Source organism: Rhizobium sp. CC1099 (assembly GCF_029714385.1).
Lineage (GTDB): Bacteria > Pseudomonadota > Alphaproteobacteria > Rhizobiales > Rhizobiaceae > Rhizobium.
The window spans coordinates 725,112-750,581 of the sequence record NZ_CP121641.1 but is presented as its reverse complement, the minus strand read 5'-3'; the positions used below and the strand labels follow the sequence as shown (position 1 = coordinate 750,581).

Sequence of the window (25,470 nt, the reverse complement as noted above, 5' to 3'; positions counted from 1 at the left end):
CGTTTCGGCATGGAGGCCGGATCAAACGAACTGGCTCAAGCCCGGGACCGAGGCGACGACCTCGTCGACGACTTCTTCGCCGGCATATTGCTTGGCAATGGCGATGGTTTCCTTGGCGAGCGAGGTGATTTCGCCCATGCCGAGGCCCTGGCTCATGAGCTGCTGGCCGAGGCCCATGATTCCGCCGCCGCCGAGCGCGCCCATCAAACCGCCGAGCAGACCGCCGCCACCGGCGCCTTCGCCGTTATACTGGGCGACGAGATCGGCGCCGCCGGGAATGGCTTCTATCATCTTGGCGACTGCTGCATCATCCCCTTCACGCTGCAGGAAGCCGAGCATCATGCCCAGCGCCTTCTCCGCCAGATCGGGCGCAATGCCCACGCGATCGGCAATCTGGGTCACAACTTCATTCATCGTCAGCCTCCTGTTATTTGACGTTGACGTCAACGTTATTCGAGTTTCGTCCGCAACTCAAGCCGCGCCGCCGAGAGCCGGCATTTTCCCCGGATTTGCTTTCAATGCAAACAGTTGTCGGCATCCCGGTCCCTGTTTATAACAGGTGGACGATAGTAAGATGAATGTGGCTTATTGCGATCTCCGCATTTCAAACGCAAGCGGCGGCATCGGCCGAAGGGAGAACTGCTTCATGCTCGAGGAAGGCAAGATTTTCATCGGCGCCAGCCGCAATACGGACGACAGCATCAACAAGCCGGAATATCTCGACCTGAAATTCGGCAACCGCCATGGCCTGGTGACGGGCGCGACCGGCACCGGCAAGACCGTAACGCTGCAGGTGCTGGCGGAAGGTTTTTCCAAGGCTGGCGTCCCGGTCTTTGCCGCCGACATCAAGGGCGATCTTTCCGGCATTGCCGCCAAGGGCGAAGCGAAGGATTTCCTCACCAAGCGGGCCGAGCAGATCGGCTTTGCCGATTACCAATTCGACCAGTTCCCGGTGATCTTCTGGGACCTCTTCGGCGAGAAGGGCCACCGGGTCCGCACCACGATCGCCGAAATGGGGCCCCTGCTTCTGGCCCGCCTCATGGATGCCTCCGAGCCCCAGGAGGGCGTCATCAATATCGCCTTCAAGATCGCCGACCAGGCGGGCCTGCCGCTGCTCGACCTCAAGGATTTCTCCTCGCTGCTGAACTACATGGGCGAGAATGCGAGCGAGCTTTCCAGCCAGTTCGGCCTGATCTCCAAGGCGTCCATCGGCTCGATCCAGCGTGCGCTGCTCGTTCTCGAACAGCAGGGGGCCGAGCATTTCTTCGGTGAACCGGCGCTGAAGATCACCGATATCATGCGCACCAGCAATAACGGTTATGGCCAGATTTCGGTGCTTGCGGCCGACAAGCTGATGATGAACCCCAGGCTTTACGCCACCTTCCTTCTCTGGCTGCTTTCCGAGCTTTTCGAAGAGTTGCCCGAAGTCGGCGATCCGGACAAGCCGAAGCTCGTCTTCTTTTTCGACGAGGCGCATCTGCTCTTCAACGACGCGCCGCGTGTCTTGACCGAACGCGTCGAGCAGGTCGTGCGGCTGATCCGCTCTAAGGGCGTCGGCGTCTATTTCGTCACGCAAAACCCGCTCGACGTGCCGGAAACGGTCCTCGCCCAGCTCGGCAACCGCGTGCAGCATGCGCTTCGCGCCTATTCGCCACGCGAGCAGAAGGCGGTCAGGACAGCCGCCGATACCTTCCGCCCCAACCCGACCTTCGATTGCGCCACCGTGATCACCAATCTCGGCACCGGCGAGGCGCTGGTTTCGACGCTGGAGACCAAGGGCGCGCCATCGATCGTCGAGCGCACGCTGATCCGCCCGCCATCCGGCCGGGTCGGCCCGGTAACGGAAGCGGAACGCCGTCAGATCATGGACCGGAGCCCGGTACTTGGGATCTATGACGAGGATGTCGACCGCGACTCTGCCTTCGAAATGCTCACAGCCCGCGCGAAGAAGGCTGCCGAAGCGGAAGCCACCAAGCGGGCGCAGGAAGAGGCCGAAGCGCAGCAGACGAGCGCCGGAACGACCTCTGGCTGGACGCTGCCCGGTTTCGGCGGCAGCGACGACGAACAGCCGAACCGCGGCCAATCGCGCGGGCGTTCGTCCGGCTATCAGCGAGAGACGGTCGTCGAGGCGGCGATGAAAAGCGTGGCGCGGACGGTTGCGACGCAGGTCGGCCGGGCGCTGGTGCGCGGCATTCTGGGGAGTTTGAAGCGGTAGGTCGCGGAGGCAAGCCTGAAGGGTGAGGCCATTCGGCAGCTTACCTCCCTGTGCCATGCCGGGCCGATGGGATGCCAAAGGGGTATATCAGGCCTGGCTCGGCGAGATTTGTATCCTCAACGCTTGCGGACGAATTCCGTGCGCAGGACAAGGCCCTTGATAGTGTCGTGGCGGCAGTCGATCTCTTCGGGGTTGTCCGTCAACCGGATCGACCTTATGACCGTGCCCTGCTTCAGGGTCTGATTGGCACCCTTGACCTTCAGATCCTTGATGAGCGTGACGGAATCGCCGTCTTTGAGGATATTTCCGGCAGCGTCGCGGACCTCGACGGCCGCCTGCGCGGCGGCAGCCAATTCCGAAGCCGGACGCCATTCGCCCGTCACTTCGTCATAGACGTATTCGTCGTCATCGCCCGCCATGGTCGTCTCTCCTAAATCAAGAATTTCCCGGTCGGGCCGCTTATAACAGCCGGCCTGTCCTGCGCAAGTTCGGCCGCGAAGAGCAAGGGCCTGATGCGACCGCTTTGGTTGCATTCCTGCATAGGTGATGATATTTCATGCGTGCACTCTAAAGAGAAAGGAGGGTCGCGTGCATAATTACTATTTCCGGTTCAACCGTCAGCGCGGCCCCGTCAACGCCCTGCAAATGCGTTTGCAGGGCTGACCAGAGACCTTTCTCGCAAAACCTCTCTTCTGGTCTGCCCGTTGTGGCCTGCAGCACCGAGCTTTATCGCTTGAGCGTCTGCGATTTCGATCCACCGCTGACGCATCGCATCGATGATGGCCCAGGAGCCCTCGATGGATGATCGCGCGGGCAAGACCAGAGAACGATCATGACCCTCCTCAATATCCGCAATCTCGGCATCACCTTGTCGAGCCCTTTGTTTTCCAGGCTCAATCTCGTCGTCAATGCCGGCGACCGCATCGGCATCGTGGCCGCCAACGGCCGCGGGAAATCGACGCTTTTCCGCTGCATCGCCGGCACGCTGGAGCCGACCGAAGGCGACATCACCAGGGCGCGCGGGCTGACGGTCGGCTATGTCGAGCAGAATGTGCCGCCTGCCCTATTCGCCAAGCCATTCTACGACGCCGTTCTCGATGCGCTCGCTCCGGAGCAGGCGGAAACCGAGAGCTGGCGCGTCGATGTCGTGCTGGGATCTCTGGAGGTGCCGGAGGAGTTGCACCGGCGTTCGCTCTCGGCGCTCAGCGGCGGGTGGCAGCGGCTGGCGATGCTTGCCCGTGTCTGGGTGACCGAACCCGACCTCTTGATGCTCGACGAGCCGACCAACCATCTTGATCTCGGCAAGATCGCGCGGCTGGAGGAATGGCTGAATGCGCTCCCCCGCGACGTGCCGGTGATCCTGGCCAGCCATGACCGCGCCTTCCTCGACGCGGTGACGAACCGCACGCTCTTCCTGCGGCCGGAGCAATCGCAGATCTTCGCTTTGCCCTATTCCCGGGCGCGGGCTTCGATCGACGAGCTCGATGCGGCAGATGCGCGCCGCTACGAGCGCGACATGAAGACGGCGGAGCAACTGCGCAAGCAGGCGGCGAAGCTCAACAATATCGGCATCAATTCCGGCAGCGACCTGCTGGTCGTCAAGACCAAGCAGCTGAACCAGCGCGCCGAAAAACTCGAGGATGCGGCAAAACCCGCGCATCTGGAGCGTTCGGCGGGTGCGATCCGGCTTGCCAATCGCGGCACGCATGCCAAGGTGCTGGTGACGCTGGACGATGCGGCGGTTGAGACGCCGGAAGGCACGCTGCTCTTCAAGACCGGCAGGCAGTTCATCTGCCAGGGAGACCGGATCGTGCTGCTCGGCGAAAACGGCGCCGGCAAGACGCGGCTGATCGCCATGCTGCGCAAGGCGATCGCGAACCCGGAGACGGCCGAGAACGGCATCAAGGCCACGCCTTCGCTGGCGCTCGGCTACGGCGACCAGGCGCTTGCCGATCTGCGCGATGCCGACACGCCGATGGACACGATCATCCGCCGCTTCGACGTCGGTGACCAGCGGGCGCGCGCACTGCTGGCCGGCGCCGGCATGTCGATCGAGATGCAGGGCCGCCCCATCGGCCAGCTTTCCGGCGGGCAGAAAGCAAGGCTCGGCATGCTGGTGCTCCGGCTCTCCAACCCGAACTTCTACCTGCTCGACGAACCCACCAACCATCTCGACATCGACGGGCAGGAAGCGCTGGAAGGCGAGCTGATGGCGCACCAGGCAAGCTGCCTGCTCGTTTCCCACGACCGCAGCTTCGTGCGCGCCGTCGGCAGCCGCTTCTGGCTGATCGAGAAGCGGCGGCTTGTGGAAGTGGAGAGCCCCGAAAGGTTCTTTGCGTCGGCATCTGGTAGGGATGATTGGCCAAGGGGCTGAGCAGCCAGGAGTCGTAGCCGTAGCGGCGTCCGAAGATAGCGTGCGGCCATGGTGGCGCTTGTAGCGGTCGGCGATCAGGCTGGCATCATCCGGTTCGACCATGGCGATCATGGCCGGCGACGGCCGGGTCCGCGTAGGCATGGGACGGCCAGGCGCTGGTGCCGACAAGAACGAGATTCGCCTGGCCGCTTGCTTTGATCGCACCGGCGACCGTCGGCACGATGACGCTCTTGCCGAGGATGACGACCGTATCGGCCTGCTGAAGCTGGGCCTTCGACTTCTGCACGACATTGGCGGCGGCCGCATCGCTGAGATCGAAACGTGCGTCCCGGCATAGGTGCCGCCGCCTGCGCGGATGGCATCCGCGAGCCGCATCTCAGACGCAGGCGGAAAATCCTTCGGCGCGAAAACCATCACCTTCTTGTGGCCGCCGCGGCAGCCGCCCGGATGCCTTCGAGCGCGCTGTCGAGTTCGTCCGAGGCGAAGTTGTAGACATTGCCGGCAGTTGCCGGAACGTCGTCGCCAAGATTGACCAACGGCGGGCGCTGATCGGAAGACATAGCGGCGATTGCCGATGTGACGGCGGGCGAAGCATGGCTGATGAGCAGCGACGAATTGCGCCCCATGGCGGCGCTGACGGCGACAGGCACGGCACCTGCGCCGTTCGAAACATGGACGACCTTGATGAAGACCTGGCCGTGGCGGAGGTCGCCGACGCTGAGGGCTGCGCCGTCGCGCACATCGCGGGCGGCACCCTCGTAAACGCCGCTCGCACCTCTCGGCAGCAGCAGCGTAATCTCCGTACCGGCCAGAAGCGCCACTTCTACCATGCGGTGCTTTCGGTCGCCGTCGATGGCAACTACTTCATCCTGGACAACATGCGCGACCGGGTGCTGCCCGACAGCCGCTTGCCCGACTACCAGCCGCTTTTTTCGATCGCCCGCGGCAAAGGGTATCTGCACGGGCTGCGGGCCGGCAACAAGCAGGTTGCCTCCCGCATGCCGCTGGAAAAGGTCGCACCGGGCGAAGGCGCGGCACACTGAGACAAACCAAAACGCATGACGTTCAAAGCGGTCGCATGATCCGGCCGCTTTTTTCGTTTCATGCGTCGGTCAGTAGCGGGAAATATAACCACGCAGATATAGCCGATTATGCATCCACCCAAAAATGTTCAGGAAGGGTTAACCTTGCGGGGCGCTTTTCGGGCGGGAACGATAAAATTTGCATAAAATTTAGAGATTAGCGGGACGTATTTTGCCGCTCAAATGAAAGGGGCGGCCCGCTTCCAAGGGCCGCCGCCGATCACTTTCCGTATCTCGATTCGGCGTTTCCGGGATGTTGCTGCGAGGTCAGCGGCCCGGCGCGACGAGGCAGAAGAAAGCGCCCTGCGGGTCCGTCGCATTGATGATCCAGCTGCCGCCGGGCACTTCCATCGGACCGACGATTACCTTGCCGCCGCCCGCATTGACGCGTTCGATGGCGCTGTCGATCGCCGGCACGTTGAAGTAATAGCCCCAATAGCACATCGGCACACCGGCGGGTTTGGTCATCATGCCGCCGATCTGTTTTCCATGTTCGGCGAAGATGCGATAAGCGCCCATCTCGCCCATGTCGAAATCGTGGTCCTTGGTCCAGCCGAAGACCTTCGAGTAGAAGGCGAAGGCTTCCTCCATGTTGCCGGCCATCAGTTCGTGCCAGCCGATATGGCCGGGCATACCCATTTCCGGCTCCCAGCCGCTATCGCCCTCCATCGGCAGCGGCGTCATGATGCAGAGGACGGCCCCGTGCGGGTCGGCGACGACGGCAAAGCGGCCGATGGTCGGGATGTCTTCGGGGGGGCGGCGGATCTGGCCGCCGTTCGCCTCGAAATCCTTCGCGGATTGGTCGACATCGTCGACACAGACATAGCCTGTCCAGTTCGGCGGAATGCCCTGCCCTTCGAGCTCGGCCGGAAAGGTCATCATGCCGGCGACGCCGCGGCCGTCCGCCTCGAAGATGGTATAGGGGGAAGGAAGGTCCTCCATCGGCATCTCTTTCGTCGTCCAGCCGACGACAGAGCTGTAGAAGCCGGCGGCAGCCTTGGTATCCGTCGTCATCAGTTCGCACCAGATGAATTTTCCATGCGTGTCGGAAGCCATGATCTTTTTCCTTTTCGTGCCTATGGAATCGGGTTTGGTTCGCGATCACGGCTTGCGCGTGTAATGCGCCTCCATAAACTGCTTCCAGCTGCCGTCCGGCTGCTTGGCCGCCGAGTTGAAGGTGCGGTGATCGTCATCGGCGAAGATGATCTGCTCGCGGTAGTCCTGCTCGGCGCCTTGGTTCTGGAAATCGGGGCCACGGGTATAGAGGCTGAGCACCTTGCCGTCGGGCGATACATCACCCTCGTAGACCCACATGTGGTCCATCATCGAGCCGATCCAGCTACCGACATATTTGCCCTTGGCCGCATTGTAGCCGAGGGTGAGCATGGTGGTGGCAGCCCCGCCGCCCGGCATCTCGCCATTGCCTTCGGCAACGAACCAGATGCCGTGCAGCGAGCGCACAATCTCCGTCCATTGCTGGTCAGCGGTCATTTCGGATGCCGTGACACCCCATACGCCCACCAACCTCTCGAGGAAGCGGTGCTCCTCCAACGCTTTTGCAGTTTCCATCATCCTTCTCCCTTGGCGATGTTCGCAGATTTCAGTGACGGGATTGCGTCTTTCGAGCGCCCTCGTATTCGTCGTGGCGCTTGACGAAATCCATCGTGCCTTCCTCGTTGCGGCCCTTCGGCGCGCGGTCGAGGATCATCAGCGTGCCGATCAGTTCCTCCGGCCCACGGGCATAGCTAGAGTAGGTATGGAAGATTTCACCCCGCTCGTTCTTGTAGAAGGAACTCAGCCCCGGCAGTTCGTCATGGGCCTCGGCGGGTCCGATCGCGGTGAAATTGTAGAAAACCTTATCCTTGGCGAGATCTTCCGGGCTGAAGGAAACGTGGTAGTCGAAATTGAAATCGCTGCCGAAGGACGAAACCCAGGGGAACTTCCAGCCCATGCGCTTCTTGTAGGCCTCGATCTTGGCGAGCGGCGCGCGTGAAACCGCGACCCAGGTGACGTCGTGATGGTTGAGATGCGGCAGCGCGCCATCCACGTGATCGGAAAGGAACGAGCAGCCGGTGCAACCGGCCTCCCAATCCGGACCGAGCATGAAATGGTAGATCATCAGCTGGCTGCGGCCGTCGAAGAGATCGGATAGGCCCTTCTTTCCCTGCGGCGTGTTGAAGACATAGTCCTTGTCGACCTTGACCCAGGGCATGGCCAGGCGCTCGGCATTGATCCTGTCTCTGAGATGCGTTGCTTCCTTCTCCTTCAAAAGCAGCGCCTGGCGGGCCTCCAGCCATTGTTCACGGGAAACGACTTGATTCTGCATCGCGAGCGCCCTCCTCCGGCGCCGCCGGCAAGACCGGCATTCGTTCTCATTCGCTTGACTAAATACATTGATATCAATAGAAATAGGGCATGTCAAACGCGATAGAAATTCCCTTTTCGACGACACTGTTGGTACGGGACACCTGCCTGTGCCTGCATGTTCAGCGCGCCGCGCGAGCACTCGCACGGCTTTTCGACGATGCGCTTCGTCCGGTCGGGCTCACCAACGGGCAGTTCTCGCTGATGATGTCCCTCAACCGGCCGGAGCCGCCGCCGATGGGGCCTGTGGCCAATGTTCTCGCCATGGACCAGACGACGCTGACGGCCGCGCTGAAACCGCTGCAACGCCGTGGCTGGGTAAATGTAACGCAAAATCCGAAAGACAAGCGGGGGCGGCTGCTCAGCCTGACGCCGGAGGGCAAGGCGGTGCTCGCCGCAGCGCTGCCAATCTGGGAAAGGACGCATGCAGCGCTGGACGAGAAGCTGCCTGGCGGCAGTGGCGAGCGGCTGCGGAGCGAGCTGCAGGCGCTCGCCTGATCAACGGGCGATGCGTGGATCGTTGCCGAAATCGCTCCTGGCAAAGCCGATCCGCATCTTCGGAAATTCGCACAGCGCCTGAACGCCTGCCGGCGACAGGCGAATGCGCCATGTCTGGCGCTCGGCCGGTTCGCGGGCGCTGAAGGCCTTGGCCGTCAGCAGCGCGATATTCTTGCCGTGATGCGGATCGCGGACGGATTCATAAAGGATCGCTTCGGTGCCGATCGCGCGGGCGGTATCGGCAAGCGCCTGGCAGGGTTCGCAATTCATAGGATCGGTCCATGTCGGGCGATCGCGGTTGAGCGGCGGCAAAGTCAAATCGAGCGCGGCCTTCGTCCCGACGAGAGCCGCAAACGCGGTGTATTCGGCTGCATTCGCAGGCAGAGGCGTCTCAGGAGAATCCGCGAAGAAGAGCAGGCGGTAGAAGGCCATCGCGGAAAGCGCCGTCTCCACCTTTTCCGAAGCGTAGAAAACGCCGAGCGTGCGCCCTGCCCTGCGAAAGCGCGAGCCATGCGGGTAGACAGCGCCGTAGCGGAAGGGCGTGGCGAGCAGATAGTCGAGACCGGCGCATTCGGGCGGCAGCGCCGGCTTGCTCTCCTCGAGCAGTGTTTCGAGCAGCGCCTGCTCTTCCAGCGTATCGACGAGCTTCAGCGTCGAGATATGATGCTGTGCCTCCACCAGGCGCCAGAAACTGCCGGATATCGCGCGCGCCTCAGACGAGAGCGCGGCGGGCGTCCAGATAGGCAAGGACATCGGTCAATCCGGAAATGCTGGCGATCTTTTCAAGCGGTGCGGCACCGAGCGCGGTATTGGCGTTGCGCAACCATTGCCTGGCAACCGCCTCGTCGCCGCCGACGATCGCATCCAGCGAGCGGAAGAGACGGACAAGCAGGACAGCGAGCTCAAAGGACTTGCTGCCAGGCTCCAGAAGATGATCCTGCCGCTTCATGCGCGAGACAGTGGCTTCTGATACGCCGAGAACGACGGCAAGCACGCGGGCGCTGATGCCGAGCCGGTCTGCGGCATTGACCGCCGCCTTGGTGATCACCGCGGCTTCGGATGTCCGGCGGCTGTCCTGAAGATGCAACGAGGTCATCGGCATATCCTTTCCTTGGAAATAATATAGCGATTATATTTCAGATGAAAAGGGTGCCGCTTGTTTCCTTTCCGCAGCTGGGGAGAAGCCGGAGCGAAGCCGAGGCGATGAGAACGCCATGAGCGCGCGTCTGAGGCAAAAGCGAAAACGACGTTTGCCGTGTCGCTCCCTCATCCCGGCCCTTCGGGCCACCTTCTCCCCGGCGGGGAGAAGGTGATTCCGCATCAGGCCACCGTGACCGGAACTTCGGTCGAGGTGCGCATGGCGTGGCTGTAGGGGCAGACGATGTGGGCGGCGGCGGCGAGCTTTTCAGCCTCGGCCTTATCCAGGCCGGGGATATTGACGGTGAGCGCCACGTCGATGCCGAAGCCCGTGCCGTCTTCACGCGGACCAATGCCGACCTTGGCGGAAACCGTCGTGTCTTCCGGAATCTTGACCTTCTGCTGGCCCGCGACAAATTTCAAGGCACCGAGGAAGCACGCGGAATAGCCGGCCGCGAAGAGCTGTTCGGGATTGGTGCCGGTGGCGCCATCGCCGCCGAGTTCCTTCGGAACAGTCAACGTCACGTCGAGAACGCCGTTTTCGGAAACGGCGCGGCCTGCGCGGCCACCGGTGGCGGAAGCTTGGGTCGTATAGAGGATAGGCATGTCAGTCTCCTTTGCGTTGGGGCTGGATTTCATATATTGCACAATTAAATTGTACGCAAGTGAATTTCGCAAATTGCATTCGGAATCTGAAAAGAGGAGAATTGCACCTCAAAGGAACAGGACCATGAAAGCGCAGATGGCAAAGACGATGGAAATCCCGCAAGAGGAGAGGCGGCTGGAGAAACAGCTCTGTTTCGCGGTCTACGCGACGGCGCATGCCTTCACGCGTGCCTACAAGCCGATCCTCGACAAGGTCGGCCTCACCTATCCGCAATATCTGGTGATGCTCGTGCTCTGGGAAAAAGCCGAACTTCCGGTGAAGACGATCGGCGAGCAGCTCGACCTCGATTCGGGCACGCTCTCGCCGCTGCTCAAGCGGCTGGAGCAGACCGGGCTGATCAAGCGCACCCGGGACGCACGCGACGAGCGGCAGGTGATCGTTTCGCTGACGCCGAAGGGCCGGTCGATGAAGAGCGAGGCGGCAACGATCATGACGGCCATCGGCCAGGCGGCCGGCTGCACGCTCGAGGAAATGGCGGAAATCCGCGGATCTTTGCAGAAGCTGCGCGGGAACCTGAATGCAGCCGTGTGAGAAATCGCCCGCGCCTTTAAGCGCGGGCGTTCGCAGATTTTACTCGGCGGCCTGATAGGCTGCGGCGCGCAACGGCGACGTCCTCGGACCGATAGCGGCGAGAAGCACGACCGCAACGGCAAGCAACGCCGTGAAGGCGACGCCTGCCACATAAGGATCCCAGCCGAAGGACGGCGCCGCGCCGAAGACCGCGGAGGCGGCCGCGAGCACGATGCCGCCGCCGATCTGGAAGGCCGCAAAGAGCATGCCGGAGGCCAGGCCCGATTTGTCTTCCTCGACATCAGCGAGTGCCGCGACCTGAACGGAGGGATAGGTCAGCGCGTAACCGAGGCCGAGCGGGACCTGCGACAGGACGACGAGCAGGATCGGATTGATGTCACCGACAGCCGCGACCCAGAAGATATAGCTTGCTGCCTGCAGCGCCACGCCGAGCGCCATGAGGCCAGTGGTGCCGCGGTTCTGCGCGATCGCGGCAAAGCGTGGCGCCAGGAACATGACGAAGACGCCGCCTAAAGCGAAGCAGAAGCCGGTGCTGAAGGCCGACCAGCCGAGCTCGTTCTGGTAATAGAGCGTCGCGATGAACTGGAAGCCGACATAGACGCCCTGAAAAAGGGCGGCGACGGCATTGGCATGGCTGAGTTTTGCCCGGCGGAACATCGCAAGCGGCACCATCGGATCGGCATGCCGGGCCTCAACGGCAAGGAAGAGCAGGATCAGGACGGCGGCCGCAGTCAGTGCGCCCCAGGTGGGAAAGGCGCTCCAGCCGTCGGCTGCGGCGTTGGTGATGCCGAAGACGAAGAGCAGCAGGCCGGGGGTGATGGTCAAGGCGCCTGCCCAGTCAAAGCGCGGACGGCCGGCTCCCCGGCGCTCGTCTGCGGGCAGGACGAATGGCGCGATCGCCAGCGTGAGGATCGCCACCGGAGCGCCCATGACGAGTGTCGCCCGCCAGCTGAAAATGGTGGCCGCACCGCCGAGCACCATGCCAAGCACGAAGCCGGCGGCGCCGGTGGAGGAGAAGACCCCGAGCGCCTTGGCGCGGGCGCTGCCCTCTCCGAAGACGGAAAGCAGAAGCGCCAAAGCGGCCGGTGCAGTGAAGGCCGCGGCGATGCCCTTGATCAGACGGGCGGCAATCAGCGTCGGCCCGCTGTCGACAAAGCCGCCCGCGATACTCGCAGCTGCAAAGACGGCAAGCGACCAGAGAAAGACGCGGCGGTGGCCGAAAACGTCGGCAACGCGACCGCCGAGCAGCAGGAAGCCGCCGTAGCCGAGGACATAGGCGCTGACGGCCCATTGCAGCGAAGTTGCCTGCATGCCGAGTTCGGCCTGAATGGCGGGAAGCGCGACGCCGATGGTCGAAACGTCCATGGCGTCAAGGAAATTGGCGGCGCAGAGCAACAGCAATGCCAGCCCCGCCCCTCTTCGAGATTGTGTGAGAGTCATCGATATCGTTCCTTTTGCTGCCGCGCTGGTTGGGAGGAAGCGGCAGAGGAACGAGAAAATGATCATCTCCGAAACCTATTGCAAATTGATAGTAACCATGCCAGGTATTACTGATAATGATGAATGACGCGATCCTTCGGAAAATCGACCTGAACCTCCTGCTGGCCTTTTCGGTGCTGATGCAAGAACGCAATGTCAGCCGCGCGGCCGAGCGGCTGCTGCTTGGCCAGCCGGGACTTTCGGCGGCGCTGCGGCGGCTGCGCGAAGCACTCGACGACGAATTGTTCGTCCGCGTCGGACGCGGCCTGCAGCCGACGCCGCGCGCGCTTGTCATCGCGCCGGCAATCGAGGATGCGCTTTCCGGCATCGAGCGGGCCATCCGCCCGCCCGCCGCCTTTGACCCCGCCAGCTGGAAGGGCGAATTCCGCATCGGCCTGTGCGACAATCTCGAATCAGCCTTCTTCGGTCCGCTCGCGGCGCGCCTGCGGGAACTGGCGCCGGGCGCCCGGCTGGTCGGTGTGGCTTTCCACAAACGCGACGCCGCACGCTTGCTCGACGAGGGCGCCTATGATTTCAGTGTCTCGATCCACGACGAGCCCGCCTCCTGGCATATCCGCGATCCGCTCTTCGACCAGTGTTCGATCTCGATCTACGATCAGAAGCAGCTCAGGTTGAAGACCCCGCTGACCCTTGAGGACTTCGCCAAGGCAGACCATGTCGGCGTCTCGTTCGAAGGCAGCAATGGCTCGACCAATGTCGATATCGCGCTTGCCCGCTTGGGGCACAGCAGGCAGGTGGTGGCCACCGTGCCCCGCTTTTCCGCCTTGCCGACGGCGCTGCGGGCGATGCCGGCGATCGCGACGATCCCGGAATCGATCGCCCGCTGCATGGCGCAATTGCATGGGCTAACGGTTTCAGTGCCGCCAATCCCGCTGCCTGCCGAACCGGTCACCATGCTTTACCGCCGCGTCGACCGGGCGGACGGACGCTCCGTCTGGTTCCGCCGGCTCTTCATCGACGTTGCCAGCGCTGCACTCGAAGCATCCGGCTGCCGGATGGGCATTTCCAGGGCGGCCGCCTAGCGAATCAGCCGCTAGAGACCCATCTTCCCTTTGAAATATAAGGATTTTTCCGTAACTCACGAAATGTGTTTGGAATATTTACGAACGTGAGGTAAAACGTTTTCGCGACGTGATTTGGGCTGGACTATCACAATAGGAGGCACCGGCCGTTGAGGGCGCGATACGCATTGGGCAAAACCATCTCCGGGATTCTCTTCGCCGGACTGGCTGCAACAGGGTGCACGACGGCCGCCAAGGCGCCACCGCCGACTGCACGTCCTTCTTCCACCGCGAAACCAGCATCAGCCAAAGTGACTTATAATTACACGGCACGGGACCGCGATTGTCTGAAGCGCGCCATGTATTTCGAATCCGAACACTCGGATCGCGATGGCTATATGGCGGTCGGAACCGTGGTAATGAACCGGCTCACATCGCCCGCCTATCCCGACACGATTTGCGAAGTCGTAGCGCAGGAAAAGCAGTTCGCGCCCGGCGTCATGACCAGGGTCGTCGACCCGAAGGCCGGACCGGAACTTGATTCCGCCGTGGACGGAATCTTGCGCGGGGAACGGCATCCCGGCGTGCAGAACGCCATGTTCTTCCACACCGACGGCCTGAAATTCCCCTATCGCAACATGCATTATGTCGTCGAGGCCGGCGGCAACGTCTTTTATGAAAAGCGCGGCAGGGACGGAGCCTTGCAAACGCCGGCACCTCTGCCGGCCTATGACGTCGCAATGAACTACGTTTCCGACCCGCGGCTATCGGGTCCGGTTCAGTTCGCAGGCGTGCAGCCGTTCGCGACTTCCACACAAATCGACGTGTTGCTCCCGGAGAAGGGGCCAATCCCGAGGGCCATGCCCGATGTGGCATCGATACCGGATGCCACCACGACCTCCGCCATTCCGGCCGCTCCCCCGGCATCGACGACTCCAGGCACGGTCATGCCGCCGGAAGGATCGCCAATCGCACTGCCGACGCCCCGCCCCGCCTACAACAGCGCAGGACTCGCTGCCGGCCATCTGCCGGCGGGCGGCTGAGGCCGATCAGAAAGACTTCCTTCCGAAGCGGAAGGAAGTCGAGTTCATCGTGAACCTCGCGGGATACCCCGGCGTTCAGGCCGGGGAGGAACGCCAGAGTGGCCTTGGGCCGCTTCCCGCTGGGATTTGACATATTCGGCGATCACCGAGAGCGGTGCGCCGCCACAGCTTGCCGCAAAGTAGGACGGCGACCACAAAACGCCGTTGTGGTAGCGCCCGGTGATTTCTGGGCGGCTCTCGCGCCGACGTCGGCTGGATACGCCTTTGCGGCTGTTGACCAGCTTCGACAGGGCGATCTTCGGAGGGTCATGCACCCGCAGGTGAACATGATCGTCCTCGCCGTCGCATTCGATCAATTCGGCCTCGAAGTCGCGACACAGCTTGGCGAAGATGCGCCGCAGGTGGCGGATTGCCGGTTCTGACAGAACGTCACGGCGGTATTTCGTGACAAAGACCAAATGACCATGGAGCATGTAGACGACATGCTGCCGGTGCGATCCACGGTTGCGCTCCTTGGAGCAATTGATAGAATCGTAACATGATCCACCGCGCTTTCCGCTACCAGCTCGCTCCGACCGCCGAACAGGAAGTCCTGTTGCGGCAGTTCGCGGGTGTTGTGCGGCTGGTCTATAATCTGGCGCTGGAGCAGCGCAGGGACTGGTGGCGGCATTACCGGCGGCAGACCGGGAACCGCTTGAACTCCATCGCCCAGGCGCGGGAATTGACCGCACTGCGGGCCGCGTTCGACTGGATTGCCGCCGTGCATGTGACGCCCCAGCAGCAGGCCCTGCGCGATCTGGATAAGGCGTATGCCAACTTCTTCGCGGGGCGCGCAGGATATCCCTCGCGCCCCGCAAGAAGGGCGTGAACGGCGCCTTCCGCTTTCAGGGGCGGGAGATCGAGGTCAAGCGCCTGAACGGCAAGTGGTCCGCCGCGCGCCTTCCCAAGATCGGCTGGGTGAAGTTCCGCGACACGCGGCGCCTGCGTGGCAAGACCATGAATGTGACGGTGAGCCTGGCGGCGAACGGCTGGCACATCGCCTTCGCCTGCGAAATCGACCATGCCGTCCCGCAAAACGATTTGCCCGCCGTGGGGATCGACCGGGGCGTGGCGAACACGCTGACGCTTTCGACCGGGGAGCATTGGTGGATGCCTGCCGGCCTTGCGGAGATCGAGCCCAGGAAGCGCCGGGCCCAGCGCGTTCTGGCGCGGCGCAAGCGCGGGTCGCGTCGCCACGCCAAGGCCCGCCGCCGCGTTGCAGCCTTGCAGGCCGGTGCTGCCCGCATCCGGCAGGATTGGCGGCACAAGGCCAGTCTTGATATCGCCCGTCGCTTCGCAACGGTCGTGCTGGAAGACCTCGCCACGCGCAACATGACGCGCAGCGCCAGGGGAACCGTGGACGCGCCCGCAACCAACGTCTGCCAGAAGGCGGGCCTGAACCGGGCGATCCTCGAACAAGGCTGGCACGGCTTTGAAACCGTGTTGGCCGACAAGCTCGAAGAACGGGGCGATACCTGTGCAAGGTCGATCCCCGCCACACCTCGCAGACCTGTTCGGCCTGCGCAGCCGTGGACAGGGAAAGCCGCGAAAGCCAAGCGTCTTTCCGCTGTTGCCAATGCGGCTTGCGCGCCCATGCCGACCACAATGCTGCAATCAACATCCTGCGTCGGAACACGGCGTCTATGATCGTGGAGGAAGGGCAGCCGCTCTCCGTTGAAGCGATAACGATCGGCGGAGCTTCGCGCCCCTTCGGAAATCCCCCGCTTTCAAGCGGGGGAAGATGTTAATCATCACTGCCAGACGACGATCGGCGTCTTGTTCGGCACGCGGTCGTAGAGATCGATGATATCCTGGTTCAGCAGGCGGACGCAGCCGGACGAAACGGCCTTGCCGATCGACCGCCATTCCGGATTGCCGTGCAGGCGGTAGAGCGTATCCTCGCCATTCGAGAAGATATAGAGCGCGCGCGCGCCGAGCGGGTTCAGCAGGCCAGGCTCCATGCCGCCGCGTTCGATCGAATACTTTGCGAGTTCCGGCTGGCGGGCAACCATCTCATTCGGCGGCTTCCAGCGCGGCCACTTCTGCTTCCATTGGATGACGCCGTTGCCAGACCAGGCAAAGCCTTCGCGTCCGATGCCGACGCCGTAGCGCATCGCTGTCCCGCCCGGCTGGACGAGATAAAGGAAGCGCGACGGCGTATCGACGACGATCGTGCCTGGACGCTCGCCTGTCGGGTCGATGACCTGCTGGCGATAGTAGCGCGGATCGATCTGCTGGTAGGGGACGGCGGGGATCAGGAAGCCGCCGTCCTCGATGGGACCGTATATCACCTCAAGCTCGGCATCCGTGGGAGCGGGCGTCGTCTCGAAAGGGCGTGGGAAACGGAAACCGACGGGCTGGACGCTCGGTGCCGAAGTGGAAGCGCAGCCGGCGAGCGCGGAGGCCGCCGTCAAAGCCGAAAAGGAGAGAAAGTTGCGGCGGGAGAGAGATTTTTCGAGACTCATGCGCGGGACGGATTTCCTTCTGTCGCGGGGAGAGCCGGCATGCGGCACGCACCCCGGTTGGTTCATTCAACGCCGGTGACGAGTCGGAAATCTATCTGCCGCTGCCAAATAAACCATATCCTCACGAAGTCGTGTCCCCGTGCGGACAGACGATATCGCCTGCCCTGTTGCGCCGCTACATCACAACGATCTCGGCCTTGGCCGGAACGCGGTCGTAAAGGTCGACGACGTCCTGGTTGAGCATGCGCACGCAGCCCGACGACGTCGCCTTGCCGATCGATTGCCAATCCGGTGTGCCGTGCACGCGATAGAGCGTATCCTGGCCGTCGTTGAAGATGTACATGGCGCGGGCGCCGAGCGGATTTCCGAGGCCAGGATTCATGCCGCCGTTTTCGGCCGAGAAGGGGCGGATATCCGGCTGGCGCGAGACCATTTCGGCAGGCGGCGTCCAGCGCGGCCATTTCTGCTTCCACTGGATGACGCCGCGGCCCGACCAGGCGAAGCCTTCGCGGCCGATGCCGACGCCGTAGCGGATCGCCTTACCGTTCGGCTCGACGAGATAGAGATGGCGGGCGCGCGTATCGACGATGACAGTGCCCGGCTTCTCCTGCGTCGGGTAGTCGACTTCCTGACGGAGATACTCGGGGCTGACGCGGCTGACCGGAATGGCCGGCAAAAGGAAATCGCCATCGCGAAGCTCGCCGTACAAGGCGGCGTTCACCGGATTGGTGACCGGCAGGCCGTAGGTCTGGTTGAATTGCGTCGAGTAGAGATCGCGCACCTGCGGCACCGGCGGATCGGGGATCGCCCTTACCTTCCGCGGATCAACGCCCGGCGGCTCATAGAAGACCGGCGAAGTCTCCTGCACGAAGCGGGCCGGGTCGGTCGCGCCCGTATCAGGAACAAGAACGTTGCAGCCGCTGAGGCCAAGGACCGCCACGGCAAGGCCGGCAAAGGGAAACACCCGGCGCGAAAAATCCATAAAGCCACCCTTTATCCATTGTCAGCGGAGCGATATCTGGCGGGAGGATGGCATTTGCGGCTGGCGTGAAGCTGGCGTCAGCACCGGAAAACTTGCCGGCTTCACGAGACTGGACATCACACGAGCACAACGCCGTGGCCGTAGACGGTCGCCAGTTCGCGCACAAGCTGCGCTTCATGTTCGGTGAGCTTGCGAACATCCACAAAGCGCCAGTTGCGCTCATAAAGGGCGAAGGCTTCCTTTGCGGAAATGGCGCATAGGGGATCGCGATCCATCAGGAGCGATTTCAGCTCCGGGAAGTCGTTCGGAATGATCTCGTCTGCCATTTGCGCCATCATGCGTCCAATATAGACCGTCGCGGCGAAAATTGAAGACGCGTTCAAGCGGCCACCCCACGGAAAAAACGGATGCTTTGCTCGATCTCGGCCGGCAGCGCGGAGGTGTGGTTGCCGGCCACCCTATCGGTCTCGATGCGGATACCGGCCGCACGGGCGCGGGCAGCGAGCAGGCCGGCACGGTCGTTGAATTGATCCTCTTCCGTGCCGTGAACGACGTGGACGGGGCACTTGAAGCTTTGCGCGTAGCAGAGCGCCGAGCGGACCTCGAATTCGTGCTTGTTGCCGTCGTCGAAGCGGATGTCCTGCGGGTAGCGATTGAAGAAGCGGAAGGCGTCCGGATTGCCGGAAATCGGGGCGGCGGCGCGGAAACGGTGCGTGCTCATGGCGGCAAGCATAGTCAGCGTGCCGCCGATGCTGTGGCCCGCCACAAAAAGCCGGCTTGGGTCCACACCCGGCAGATGCGCCAGCCGGTCGGCGGCGGCAAGAACGTCGTCCACCTCGTCGTAGAAGCCGGAAAAATTGCCCATCTGGCCATTTTCACCGCGGACAGACGGCATCAGCACCACGAAACCCGCCTCGGCATAGGGTTTCAGGAGCTGCCACTGGCCAGCACCCATGGCATTGCCGCCATGAAGGAAAAGCACGCCGGGCTTTGCGTGGTGCCCGCGCTTGTATTTGCTGACCCAGGCCGCCAGTTCGAGCTCGCCGCCAGCGCCCGAGCGGTAGAATATCTGCTCGCCATCCGGCGGCGTGGCCAATGCCTCGTATTTGTCCGGCGCGGGCCCCTTCTGCAGCAGCTTCGTGCGGAAGCGGCGGCGAACCTTGGCATAATCGTGGGTGATCAGGCGCGGCTGATCCGGAACATTAAAGGCGGAGGCGGCGCGGGGGAGCATGAGGGCACCCGCGATACCGGCGAGGACAGCGCGGCGTTGGCGGAAAAAGGCATTTCGATCGTCGTCAAAGGACATGACACAGCACCCGATAGCCCCCGGGGCACTCAAATATCTGCACCAGAACGGCATTTCGGCCAATACACATTGCGTTGAAATCCGGCCCTGCGTCATTGTCGCGCAGGCGGGCCTATTCCACGGCTTTCGTCGATCATCGCGACCAGCGTTTCGAGGCGGTCTGCCTCATAGGAAGGCTTGTCCGGCCGTAGCCGGGAGATGCGCGGAAAGCGCATCGCCACACCGGACTTGTGCCGCGTCGAGCGGTTGATGCCTTCGAAGGCGACCTCGACGACGAAGCCGAACTCCCGATCTGCGCGCACGGCACGAACCGGACCGAAACGCTCGATGGTGTTGTTGCGGACGAATTTATCGAGCAGCTCCAATTCCTGATCGGTGAAACCGAAATAGGCCTTGCCGACGGGCACCAACTGTTCGCCGTCCGGCGTCTCGGCCCAGACACCAAAGGTGAAATCGGAATAGTAGCTCGAGCGCTTGCCATGGCCACGCTGGGCATACATCAAGACGGCGTCGACGTTGTAAGGATTGCGCTTCCACTTGAACCACGGGCCCTTCATGCGGCCCGCCTGATAGATGCTGTCCCGACGTTTGATCATCACGCCCTCGATCACCGGGTCGGGCGGCGAAGTCCGCAGCTCGTCCAATTCCTCCCATGTCGAAAAGGCGACGAGCGGCGAGAGGTCGAACCGATCGTGCGGCGCCTGCTCGATAATCTCCGAGAGCCGGTCGCGGCGGTCGATGAAGCTATGGCCGCGCACATCCTCTTCGCCGTCGAACAGCAGGTCGTAGGCACGGATGAAGGCCGGGTATTCGTCGAGCATCTTCGCCGTCACCGTCTTGCGGTTCAATCGCTGCTGAAGGTCGGAAAAGGTTCTCGTCGGGCTGTTCGAGCGTGCGGTTCCGCCGACGAGCAGTTCGCCGTCGAGCACGCCGTTGAAGCTGATGGACTCCAGAATATCCGGGAAGGCATTGGAGATGTCGTCGCCGGAGCGTGAATAGATCTTGCGCGTTTCGCCGGAGCGGGAAAGCTGGACCCGGATACCGTCCCACTTCCATTCCGCCGCATAATCCGCCGGGTCGAGGCTGGTGAGATCGTTGTCTTCCACCGGATGGGCGAGCATGACGGAATGGAAGATCGCGGGCGTCGCGAGCACTGGCTTGCCGCCCCTGCCCTCCAGCCATTCGAAAAGTGATTCATAGGGCGGCTCCAGACCGTGCCATAGCGTCTCGATCTCGATCACGTCCTTTCCACCGAGATCGGACAGCGCCTGCTTGGCAAGCCGTGCCGAGACGCCGATGCGCATGGCGCCGGTGGCAAGCTTGATGAAGGCGAAGCGGCCAGACGGATCCAGCCGGTCCAGCGTATCGCGCACGAAACTGCGAACCTCGGTGCGGCCGAGCGAATTCATACGGGTGATGACCTCGCCGAGGCGCGGCTGGACGGAGGCGGAGCGCTCGATGTCCTTTTCGTTGTCCCAGACGAGCGAGATCGTTTCGGCGAGGTCGCCGACATAGTCGTAGGAGTAGCGGAACAGCACCTCGTCCATCCGCTCAAGCGTCAGATCGCGGAGCATGGCAGGCTTGACGTTGCGCACTTCGAGCGTGCCGGCGATCGCCGCAAGGCCATAGCCGCGGTCCGGGTCGGGTGTGTCGCGGAAATAGTCGGTCAGGAGCTTCAGCTTGCCGTTGCGGCTGGGCGTCAGGACGAGACGGTCGAGGAGATCGGCGAAGGGTTTCATGGGGCCGCTCCGGCCGGTCGAGAAGCCATTTCTTCTGAAGACCCCTCCCCAACCCCTCCCAACAAGGAGGAGGGGCTTAGACCCCGTGCCCACCGCGTCCCATTCGCAACGATGCAGCACGAAGCGACGCTGTATTGGGGCGAAAGGGAGCCGCATCGTAACCCCTGCCCCTTCTGGTCAGGGGTTGGGGAGGGGTCGTTGCGAATAGTCCCACACATCTTCCTCAATCCCCCTCGTCCTCATAACCCACCAGATGCAGCGGCCTCGCCTTGATGCCTTGCAGTTCGCACCAGCGGACGAGCGCTTCCTCGCGGCCGTGGGTGACCCAGACTTCGGCGGGGCTGAGTTCGGTAATCGTCTGGGTGAGTTCCGGCCAGTCGCAATGGTCGGAGATGACGAGCGGCAGCTCGACACCCTGCTGCTTGGCGCGCTGGCGCACCATCATCCAGCCGGAGGCGAAGGCGGGGAGCGGTTCGTTGAAGCGGCGCGCCCAGCGATCGGCGAAGGCCGAAGACGGACCGACGACGACGGCGCCCTTGAAGGCGGATTTGTCGCGGCTTTCAACGGTGGCCGGCCGCAGGTCGCCGAGGTCGATGCCCTGCCCGACATAATATTCGCAGAGCCGTTCCATGGCCCCGTGGATATAGATCGGCTCGCCGTAACCGGCATCGCGCAGCAGACGGATGACGCGCTGGGCCTTGCCAAGCGCATAGGCACCGATCAGATGCGTGCGCTCCGGAAACTGCCGGAGCGAGGCAAGCAGCTTGCCGATCTCCTCCATCGGATCGGGATGATGGAACACCGGCAGCCCGAAGGTCGCTTCGGTGATGAAGACATCGCAGGGCACCGGCACATAGGCCGCACAGGTCGGGTCCGGACGGCGCTTGTAATCGCCGGAAACGACGATGCGGGTGCCGCTCTTTTCAATCGCGATCTGAGCAGAGCCGAGGACATGGCCTGCCGGATGGAAGCTTACCTTGACGCCGTTCAAATCCAGCTCTTCGCCGAAGCCGACGGCCTGCTCGCTGCCACAGAACCCGTCGCCGCAGCGCAGGCGCATGATGTCGAGCGTCTGGCGCGTCGCGAGAACATGCCGGTGGCCCGGGCGGGCATGATCGGAATGGCCATGAGTAACGAGCGCCTGCTCCACCGGCCGCACCGGATCGACATAGAATCCGCCCTGCGGGCAATAAAGCCCTTCGGGAGCCGGAAAAAGAAGAGCATCGGGTCGCATCATCAACGGGAAGATAGCGGGAAATGGGCGGAGAGCCAGTAGCTTCCCGCAATTCCGTCTGCCTGCCGCCGGCTGCCGCAGATCGACCCAAATCTCGCCTTAGCGATTCGCCACATTCGTTGGGAGGGAACCGTTTTGAGAAAGAAATTGCGTTATAGCATAGCGGCAATCGCCGTCTTCGCCGCAGCCGTTTATCTGAACAATACCAATCTTTTGGCATCGCACCGGGAGGGCAAGCCGGTGCTGCTGGCACATCGCGGGATCGCGCAGCGTTTCGACGAGCGCAATTTGACGAACGACACCTGCACGGCGGCGCGCATGCTGCCGCCGAAGCACGACTATCTGGAAAATACCATCCGCTCGATGCGCGCAGGCTTCGATCTGGGTGCGGATATCGTCGAGGTCGATGTCCATCCGACGACGGATGGGGAATTCGCGATCTTCCACGACTGGACGCTCGACTGCCGCACGAACGGGCACGGCGTCACCCGCGAGCACGCGATGGCGGAGATGAAGGCCCTCGATATCGGCTACGGCTATACGGCCGACGGCGGGAAGACCTTTCCTTTCCGAGGTACCGGCATCGGCCAGATGCCGACGCTTGCCGAGGTGCTTCAGACGTTTCCGGACAGGCGGCTGCTGATCAATGTCAAAAGCCGGGATCCGTCCGAAGGCGAGAAACTGGCTGTCGTCCTCAATGCCCTGCCCGCCGAGCGCCGGGAACTGATCATGGTCTATGGCGGCGACGAGCCCATCGAAACCATCCGCCGCCTGGCGCCGGACATCAAGACGGCATCGCGCGCAAGCCTCAAAGCCTGCCTGCTCGGCTATATCGGCTACGGCTGGACGGGCATGGTGCCGCAAGCCTGCAAGAACACGATGATGCTGGTGCCGGTCAATATCGCTCCGTGGCTCTGGGGCTGGCCGGACCGTTTCCTCAATCGCATGGAGGCTGGAAACAGCGTGGTCTTTGCGCTCGGCCCTTATCGCGGCGGCGATTTTTCGACGGGGATCGATACGCCCGAAATGCTGGAAAAGCTGCCTGCCGATTATTCCGGCGGCATCTGGACGAACGAGATCGAGGCGATCGGCAAGCTCAGGGAAAATTAGGCTCCCCAAGATACTTCACGGCAAGGATTCTGTGTCAGAACATATATTCGTTTGGCACGAATGATGACGGCGAAAGGCTCCTTGATGTATCTGCGGCGCGATATGCTCGGCTTTGTCGGTGCGGCTTTGGTCCTGCCGATGGCCGGTCGCGCCTTGGCTACGTCAAAACGGCCCGCACTGCGCGGGGCGCTGGATGCATCCGGCGCGGCAAAGAGCGGGCTGCAGGCTCTGATCGACGAGGCGGCACGCAGCGACACGCCTCTTTATCTTCCGGCCGGGACCTATGAAGCTTCGAACCTCGTCCTACCGGACAATGCCCGCATTATCGGCGTTCCGGGTGCGTCGCGGATTCTTCATCAAGGCAGTGTCAATTCGGCGGAGGGCGCCCGGCGCATCGAGCTTTCCGGCATCGTCATCGAGGGTGGCGGCGGGATGAGCGGCGAGGACAATAGCGGCCTCGTGCAGTTGACCGGCATTGCCGACGTGCAGATCGACAACTGCGAAATTGCCGAGGCCGGCAAGCATGGCCTGCGCCTGGAGCGCTGCGGCGGCCGGATCGAACGCAGCCGTATTTCAGGGGTGGCGCAGGCCGGTATCTTCGCAGTCGATTCCACCGGGCTTGCGATCACCGGAAACACGGTTGCCGATTGCGGCAATGGCGGCATCCTCGTGCACCGCTGGGAAAAGGGCCAGGATGGCACCGTCGTTACCGGCAACCGCGTTAGGCGCATTAGGGCGGATGACGGCGGCACGGGGCAGAACGGCAACGGCATCAATGTCTTCCGCGCCGGCGGCGTGATGGTGGCAAATAACCAGATTTCCGATTGCGCCTTTACCGCCGTGCGGGCCAATTCCGCCGACAACGTGCAGATCACCGGCAATCAATGCCTGCGCTCCGGCGAGACGGCGATCTATGCAGAGTTCGATTTTCAAGGCGCCGTCTTATCCGCCAACCTCGTCGATGGTGCTGCGAACGGCATCTCGATCGCCAACTTCAACGACGGCGGAAGGTTAGCCACCGTCATCGGCAACATCGTGCGGAACCTGAGGCGCGACGGCCCCTACAAATCCGAGGTCGGTTTCGGCATCGGAATTGCCGCGGAAGCCGACACGACCATCTCGGGCAATGTCATCGAAAACGCCCCGCTCTGGGCGATGCAGCTCGGCTGGGGGCCATATCTGCGCAATCTCGTTGTCACCGGAAATGTCGTACGCAAGGCGCCTGTCGGCTGTGCGGTCTCGGTGGCGGAGGGTTCAGGCACGGCGGTGATCACCGACAACGTCTTCCAGGAAATGACCGAGGGCGCAGTCTTAGGCTTCGAATGGGAAAAAAAGGTCTCCGGGGATCTCACGCAAGCGGGGAGCGAGCGATACCCGCATCTCACCATCGAACGGAACCGCATCAGCTAGGATGCATCAAAAGCTTTCATTGATCCATCAGGACCAGCCGCTTTCGCTTCGCCCGGCCGCGCTCTAATTTGCGCGCAACGTTCAAGGGGGACAAGCATGCTGACAATCTACGGAGTTTACCGTTCGCGCGCTGCGCGCGTCTACTGGACGGCAGAGGAACTCGGCATCGCCTTCACCTCCGTTCCGGTGATCCAGGCGAAGCGGCTTGCCAATCCGCTGGCGCCGGACGCACCGATCAATACGCTCTCGCCCGAATTCATCGCCATCAATCCGATGGCGCGGATCCCCTCGATCAAGGACGGCGAGCTGGTGATGCACGAGTCGCTGGCGATCAATCTCTATCTCGTGCGCAAGCACGGCGGTCCGATTTCCGGCAAAACCGTCGAGGAGGACGGTTTGCTGACGATGTGGACCATCTGGGCGCTGGCGGAACTCGAGCCGCATACGGTAAGGATCGTCGTGACCTATGACAACGAGCACGAAAACACCGAGGCCGGAAAGGCCACGATCGACGTCGCCTGCCGCTCCATGAAGCGCCCCCTCGCCGTGCTGGAAAAGCACCTCGCCAACAGGGAGTGGATCGTCGGCGACCGCTTCACCGTTGCCGATCTCAACGTTGCGGAAGTGCTGCGCTATGGCCAGACGGAACAGGCACTGTTCGACGCTCATCCGAAGGTTAACGCCTGGCTGAAGCGCTGCCAGTCCCGCCCGGCCTATCTCGCCATGCAGGCGATACGCTCGAAAGAGCCGGTCTGAACCAACGACAGTTCGAT

The 25,470-nt window shown here is 62.7% G+C and carries 30 protein-coding genes; 12 read left to right on the top strand and 18 right to left on the bottom strand.

Translation table 11 applies throughout. The features are described from left to right. Nucleotides 1-21 precede the first annotated feature (21 nt). Nucleotides 22-414: a hypothetical protein gene (locus tag QA644_RS03710; RefSeq protein ID WP_039844279.1), complete on the bottom strand. Its 393-nt coding sequence runs from the start codon at nucleotides 412-414 to the stop codon at nucleotides 22-24. Between the two features lie 232 nt (nucleotides 415-646). On the opposite strand from QA644_RS03710, the gene QA644_RS03705 reads away from it, so the two are divergent. Further along, nucleotides 647-2,215: a helicase HerA-like C-terminal domain-containing protein gene (locus QA644_RS03705; protein ID WP_283072445.1), complete on the top strand. Its 1,569-nt coding sequence runs from the start codon at nucleotides 647-649 to the stop codon at nucleotides 2,213-2,215. A 116-nt stretch (nucleotides 2,216-2,331) separates the two neighbouring features. Here QA644_RS03705 and QA644_RS03700 read toward each other — a convergent pair whose 3' ends face one another. After that, a complete protein-coding gene (locus QA644_RS03700) occupies nucleotides 2,332-2,634 on the bottom strand; it encodes an alkylphosphonate utilization protein (protein ID WP_239595005.1) in 303 nt (100 codons plus the stop codon). A 413-nt stretch (nucleotides 2,635-3,047) separates the two neighbouring features. Here QA644_RS03700 and QA644_RS03695 point away from each other — a divergent pair, with 413 nt between their 5' ends. Continuing rightward, complete coding sequence (locus tag QA644_RS03695) at nucleotides 3,048-4,589, top strand: ABC-F family ATP-binding cassette domain-containing protein (protein WP_283071133.1); 1,542 nt, start codon at nucleotides 3,048-3,050, stop codon at nucleotides 4,587-4,589. Nucleotides 4,590-4,674: 85 nt separating this feature from the next. Here QA644_RS03695 and QA644_RS03690 read toward each other — a convergent pair whose 3' ends face one another. Together QA644_RS03690 and QA644_RS03685 are read right to left on the bottom strand one after the other, a co-directional pair. Beyond that, nucleotides 4,675-4,875: a hypothetical protein gene (locus tag QA644_RS03690; protein ID WP_283071131.1), complete on the bottom strand. Its 201-nt coding sequence runs from the start codon at nucleotides 4,873-4,875 to the stop codon at nucleotides 4,675-4,677. Between the two features lie 127 nt (nucleotides 4,876-5,002). Continuing rightward, nucleotides 5,003-5,419, bottom strand: a complete 417-nt coding sequence (locus QA644_RS03685) for a hypothetical protein (RefSeq protein WP_283071129.1) — start codon at nucleotides 5,417-5,419, stop codon at nucleotides 5,003-5,005. A gap of 3 nt (nucleotides 5,420-5,422) precedes the next feature. On the opposite strand from QA644_RS03685, the gene QA644_RS03680 reads away from it, so the two are divergent. Then, on the top strand, nucleotides 5,423-5,632 hold the full coding sequence (locus tag QA644_RS03680) for a hypothetical protein (protein ID WP_239595065.1): 210 nt from the start codon (nucleotides 5,423-5,425) through the stop codon (nucleotides 5,630-5,632). A gap of 306 nt (nucleotides 5,633-5,938) precedes the next feature. Here QA644_RS03680 and QA644_RS03675 read toward each other — a convergent pair whose 3' ends face one another. Genes QA644_RS03675 through QA644_RS03665 form a run of 3 tightly spaced genes read right to left on the bottom strand, consistent with a single transcriptional unit; the run spans nucleotide 5,939 to nucleotide 7,997 of the window. After that, nucleotides 5,939-6,727, bottom strand: a complete 789-nt coding sequence (locus tag QA644_RS03675) for a VOC family protein (protein WP_283071127.1) — start codon at nucleotides 6,725-6,727, stop codon at nucleotides 5,939-5,941. Between the two features lie 45 nt (nucleotides 6,728-6,772). After that, nucleotides 6,773-7,240 (bottom strand): DUF1579 domain-containing protein, encoded by a 468-nt coding sequence (locus QA644_RS03670; RefSeq protein ID WP_283071125.1) that lies wholly within the window; start codon nucleotides 7,238-7,240, stop codon nucleotides 6,773-6,775. 31 nt (nucleotides 7,241-7,271) lie between these two features. Beyond that, a complete protein-coding gene (locus QA644_RS03665) occupies nucleotides 7,272-7,997 on the bottom strand; it encodes a thioredoxin family protein (protein ID WP_074067002.1) in 726 nt (241 codons plus the stop codon). An 89-nt stretch (nucleotides 7,998-8,086) separates the two neighbouring features. On the opposite strand from QA644_RS03665, the gene QA644_RS03660 reads away from it, so the two are divergent. Continuing rightward, entirely contained in the window at nucleotides 8,087-8,533 is a 447-nt protein-coding gene (locus QA644_RS03660) for a MarR family transcriptional regulator (protein ID WP_283071123.1), read from the top strand. On the opposite strand, the gene QA644_RS03655 is transcribed toward QA644_RS03660, so the two are convergent. The 3 genes from QA644_RS03655 to QA644_RS03645 all read right to left on the bottom strand — a co-directional run bounded on the left by QA644_RS03655 (nucleotide 8,534) and on the right by QA644_RS03645 (nucleotide 10,276). Further along, on the bottom strand, nucleotides 8,534-9,286 hold the full coding sequence (locus QA644_RS03655; RefSeq protein ID WP_283071121.1) for an RES family NAD+ phosphorylase: 753 nt from the start codon (nucleotides 9,284-9,286) through the stop codon (nucleotides 8,534-8,536). Next, nucleotides 9,246-9,629: an MbcA/ParS/Xre antitoxin family protein gene (locus tag QA644_RS03650; RefSeq protein ID WP_074070201.1), complete on the bottom strand. Its 384-nt coding sequence runs from the start codon at nucleotides 9,627-9,629 to the stop codon at nucleotides 9,246-9,248. Before QA644_RS03650 ends, QA644_RS03655 begins: the two co-directional genes overlap by 41 nt. A 224-nt stretch (nucleotides 9,630-9,853) precedes the next feature. Continuing rightward, complete coding sequence (locus QA644_RS03645) at nucleotides 9,854-10,276, bottom strand: organic hydroperoxide resistance protein (protein ID WP_074060536.1); 423 nt, start codon at nucleotides 10,274-10,276, stop codon at nucleotides 9,854-9,856. 124 nt (nucleotides 10,277-10,400) lie between these two features. On the opposite strand from QA644_RS03645, the gene QA644_RS03640 reads away from it, so the two are divergent. Beyond that, nucleotides 10,401-10,868 carry a MarR family transcriptional regulator gene (locus QA644_RS03640; protein WP_022716337.1) on the top strand — a complete coding sequence of 156 codons (468 nt, stop codon included), beginning with the start codon at nucleotides 10,401-10,403 and terminating at the stop codon, nucleotides 10,866-10,868. A 39-nt stretch (nucleotides 10,869-10,907) separates the two neighbouring features. Here the strand turns inward: QA644_RS03640 and QA644_RS03635 are convergent, their stop codons facing one another. After that, nucleotides 10,908-12,308, bottom strand: coding sequence for an MFS transporter (locus tag QA644_RS03635; RefSeq protein WP_074070200.1), 1,401 nt, complete (start codon nucleotides 12,306-12,308; stop codon nucleotides 10,908-10,910). 116 nt (nucleotides 12,309-12,424) lie between these two features. On the opposite strand from QA644_RS03635, the gene QA644_RS03630 reads away from it, so the two are divergent. Together QA644_RS03630 and QA644_RS03625 are read left to right on the top strand one after the other, a co-directional pair. Next, the gene (locus QA644_RS03630; RefSeq protein WP_283071116.1) at nucleotides 12,425-13,390 is read left to right on the top strand and encodes a LysR family transcriptional regulator; all 966 of its coding nucleotides are present in this window, start codon (nucleotides 12,425-12,427) and stop codon (nucleotides 13,388-13,390) included. A 149-nt stretch (nucleotides 13,391-13,539) separates the two neighbouring features. Next, nucleotides 13,540-14,412 (top strand): cell wall hydrolase, encoded by an 873-nt coding sequence (locus tag QA644_RS03625; RefSeq protein WP_194729202.1) that lies wholly within the window; start codon nucleotides 13,540-13,542, stop codon nucleotides 14,410-14,412. A gap of 44 nt (nucleotides 14,413-14,456) precedes the next feature. Here QA644_RS03625 and tnpA read toward each other — a convergent pair whose 3' ends face one another. Continuing rightward, the gene (gene tnpA, locus QA644_RS03620; RefSeq protein ID WP_283071114.1) at nucleotides 14,457-14,885 is read right to left on the bottom strand and encodes an IS200/IS605 family transposase; all 429 of its coding nucleotides are present in this window, start codon (nucleotides 14,883-14,885) and stop codon (nucleotides 14,457-14,459) included. Nucleotides 14,886-14,950: 65 nt separating this feature from the next. Between tnpA and QA644_RS03615 the strand changes: the two genes are divergently transcribed. Then, entirely contained in the window at nucleotides 14,951-15,280 is a 330-nt protein-coding gene (locus tag QA644_RS03615) for a transposase (RefSeq protein ID WP_283071112.1), read from the top strand. Next, complete coding sequence (locus QA644_RS03610) at nucleotides 15,277-16,098, top strand: transposase (RefSeq protein ID WP_283071111.1); 822 nt, start codon at nucleotides 15,277-15,279, stop codon at nucleotides 16,096-16,098. The genes QA644_RS03615 and QA644_RS03610 overlap by 4 nt, the downstream gene beginning before the upstream one ends. A 104-nt stretch (nucleotides 16,099-16,202) precedes the next feature. Here the strand turns inward: QA644_RS03610 and QA644_RS03605 are convergent, their stop codons facing one another. From QA644_RS03605 to QA644_RS03580, 6 genes are all read right to left on the bottom strand, one after another. Then, a complete protein-coding gene (locus QA644_RS03605) occupies nucleotides 16,203-16,916 on the bottom strand; it encodes a L,D-transpeptidase (RefSeq protein WP_074066994.1) in 714 nt (237 codons plus the stop codon). Nucleotides 16,917-17,091: 175 nt separating this feature from the next. Continuing rightward, the gene (locus tag QA644_RS03600) at nucleotides 17,092-17,898 is read right to left on the bottom strand and encodes a L,D-transpeptidase (protein WP_074066993.1); all 807 of its coding nucleotides are present in this window, start codon (nucleotides 17,896-17,898) and stop codon (nucleotides 17,092-17,094) included. A 116-nt stretch (nucleotides 17,899-18,014) separates the two neighbouring features. Next, nucleotides 18,015-18,236, bottom strand: a complete 222-nt coding sequence (locus tag QA644_RS03595) for a hypothetical protein (RefSeq protein ID WP_194730093.1) — start codon at nucleotides 18,234-18,236, stop codon at nucleotides 18,015-18,017. Between the two features lie 41 nt (nucleotides 18,237-18,277). Then, complete coding sequence (locus QA644_RS03590; protein ID WP_283071110.1) at nucleotides 18,278-19,204, bottom strand: alpha/beta fold hydrolase; 927 nt, start codon at nucleotides 19,202-19,204, stop codon at nucleotides 18,278-18,280. A gap of 92 nt (nucleotides 19,205-19,296) precedes the next feature. Then, on the bottom strand, nucleotides 19,297-20,943 hold the full coding sequence (locus QA644_RS03585) for a cisplatin damage response ATP-dependent DNA ligase (RefSeq protein WP_283071109.1): 1,647 nt from the start codon (nucleotides 20,941-20,943) through the stop codon (nucleotides 19,297-19,299). A 223-nt stretch (nucleotides 20,944-21,166) separates the two neighbouring features. Further along, a complete protein-coding gene (locus tag QA644_RS03580) occupies nucleotides 21,167-22,177 on the bottom strand; it encodes a ligase-associated DNA damage response exonuclease (RefSeq protein ID WP_283072444.1) in 1,011 nt (336 codons plus the stop codon). A 135-nt stretch (nucleotides 22,178-22,312) separates the two neighbouring features. Between QA644_RS03580 and QA644_RS03575 the strand changes: the two genes are divergently transcribed. The 3 genes from QA644_RS03575 to QA644_RS03565 all read left to right on the top strand — a co-directional run bounded on the left by QA644_RS03575 (nucleotide 22,313) and on the right by QA644_RS03565 (nucleotide 25,453). Continuing rightward, nucleotides 22,313-23,287, top strand: coding sequence for a glycerophosphodiester phosphodiesterase family protein (locus QA644_RS03575; protein WP_283071108.1), 975 nt, complete (start codon nucleotides 22,313-22,315; stop codon nucleotides 23,285-23,287). Between the two features lie 84 nt (nucleotides 23,288-23,371). Continuing rightward, the gene (locus tag QA644_RS03570) at nucleotides 23,372-24,697 is read left to right on the top strand and encodes a TIGR03808 family TAT-translocated repetitive protein (protein WP_283072443.1); all 1,326 of its coding nucleotides are present in this window, start codon (nucleotides 23,372-23,374) and stop codon (nucleotides 24,695-24,697) included. 96 nt (nucleotides 24,698-24,793) lie between these two features. Then, nucleotides 24,794-25,453: a glutathione S-transferase family protein gene (locus QA644_RS03565; RefSeq protein WP_283071106.1), complete on the top strand. Its 660-nt coding sequence runs from the start codon at nucleotides 24,794-24,796 to the stop codon at nucleotides 25,451-25,453. Nucleotides 25,454-25,470 lie beyond the last annotated feature (17 nt).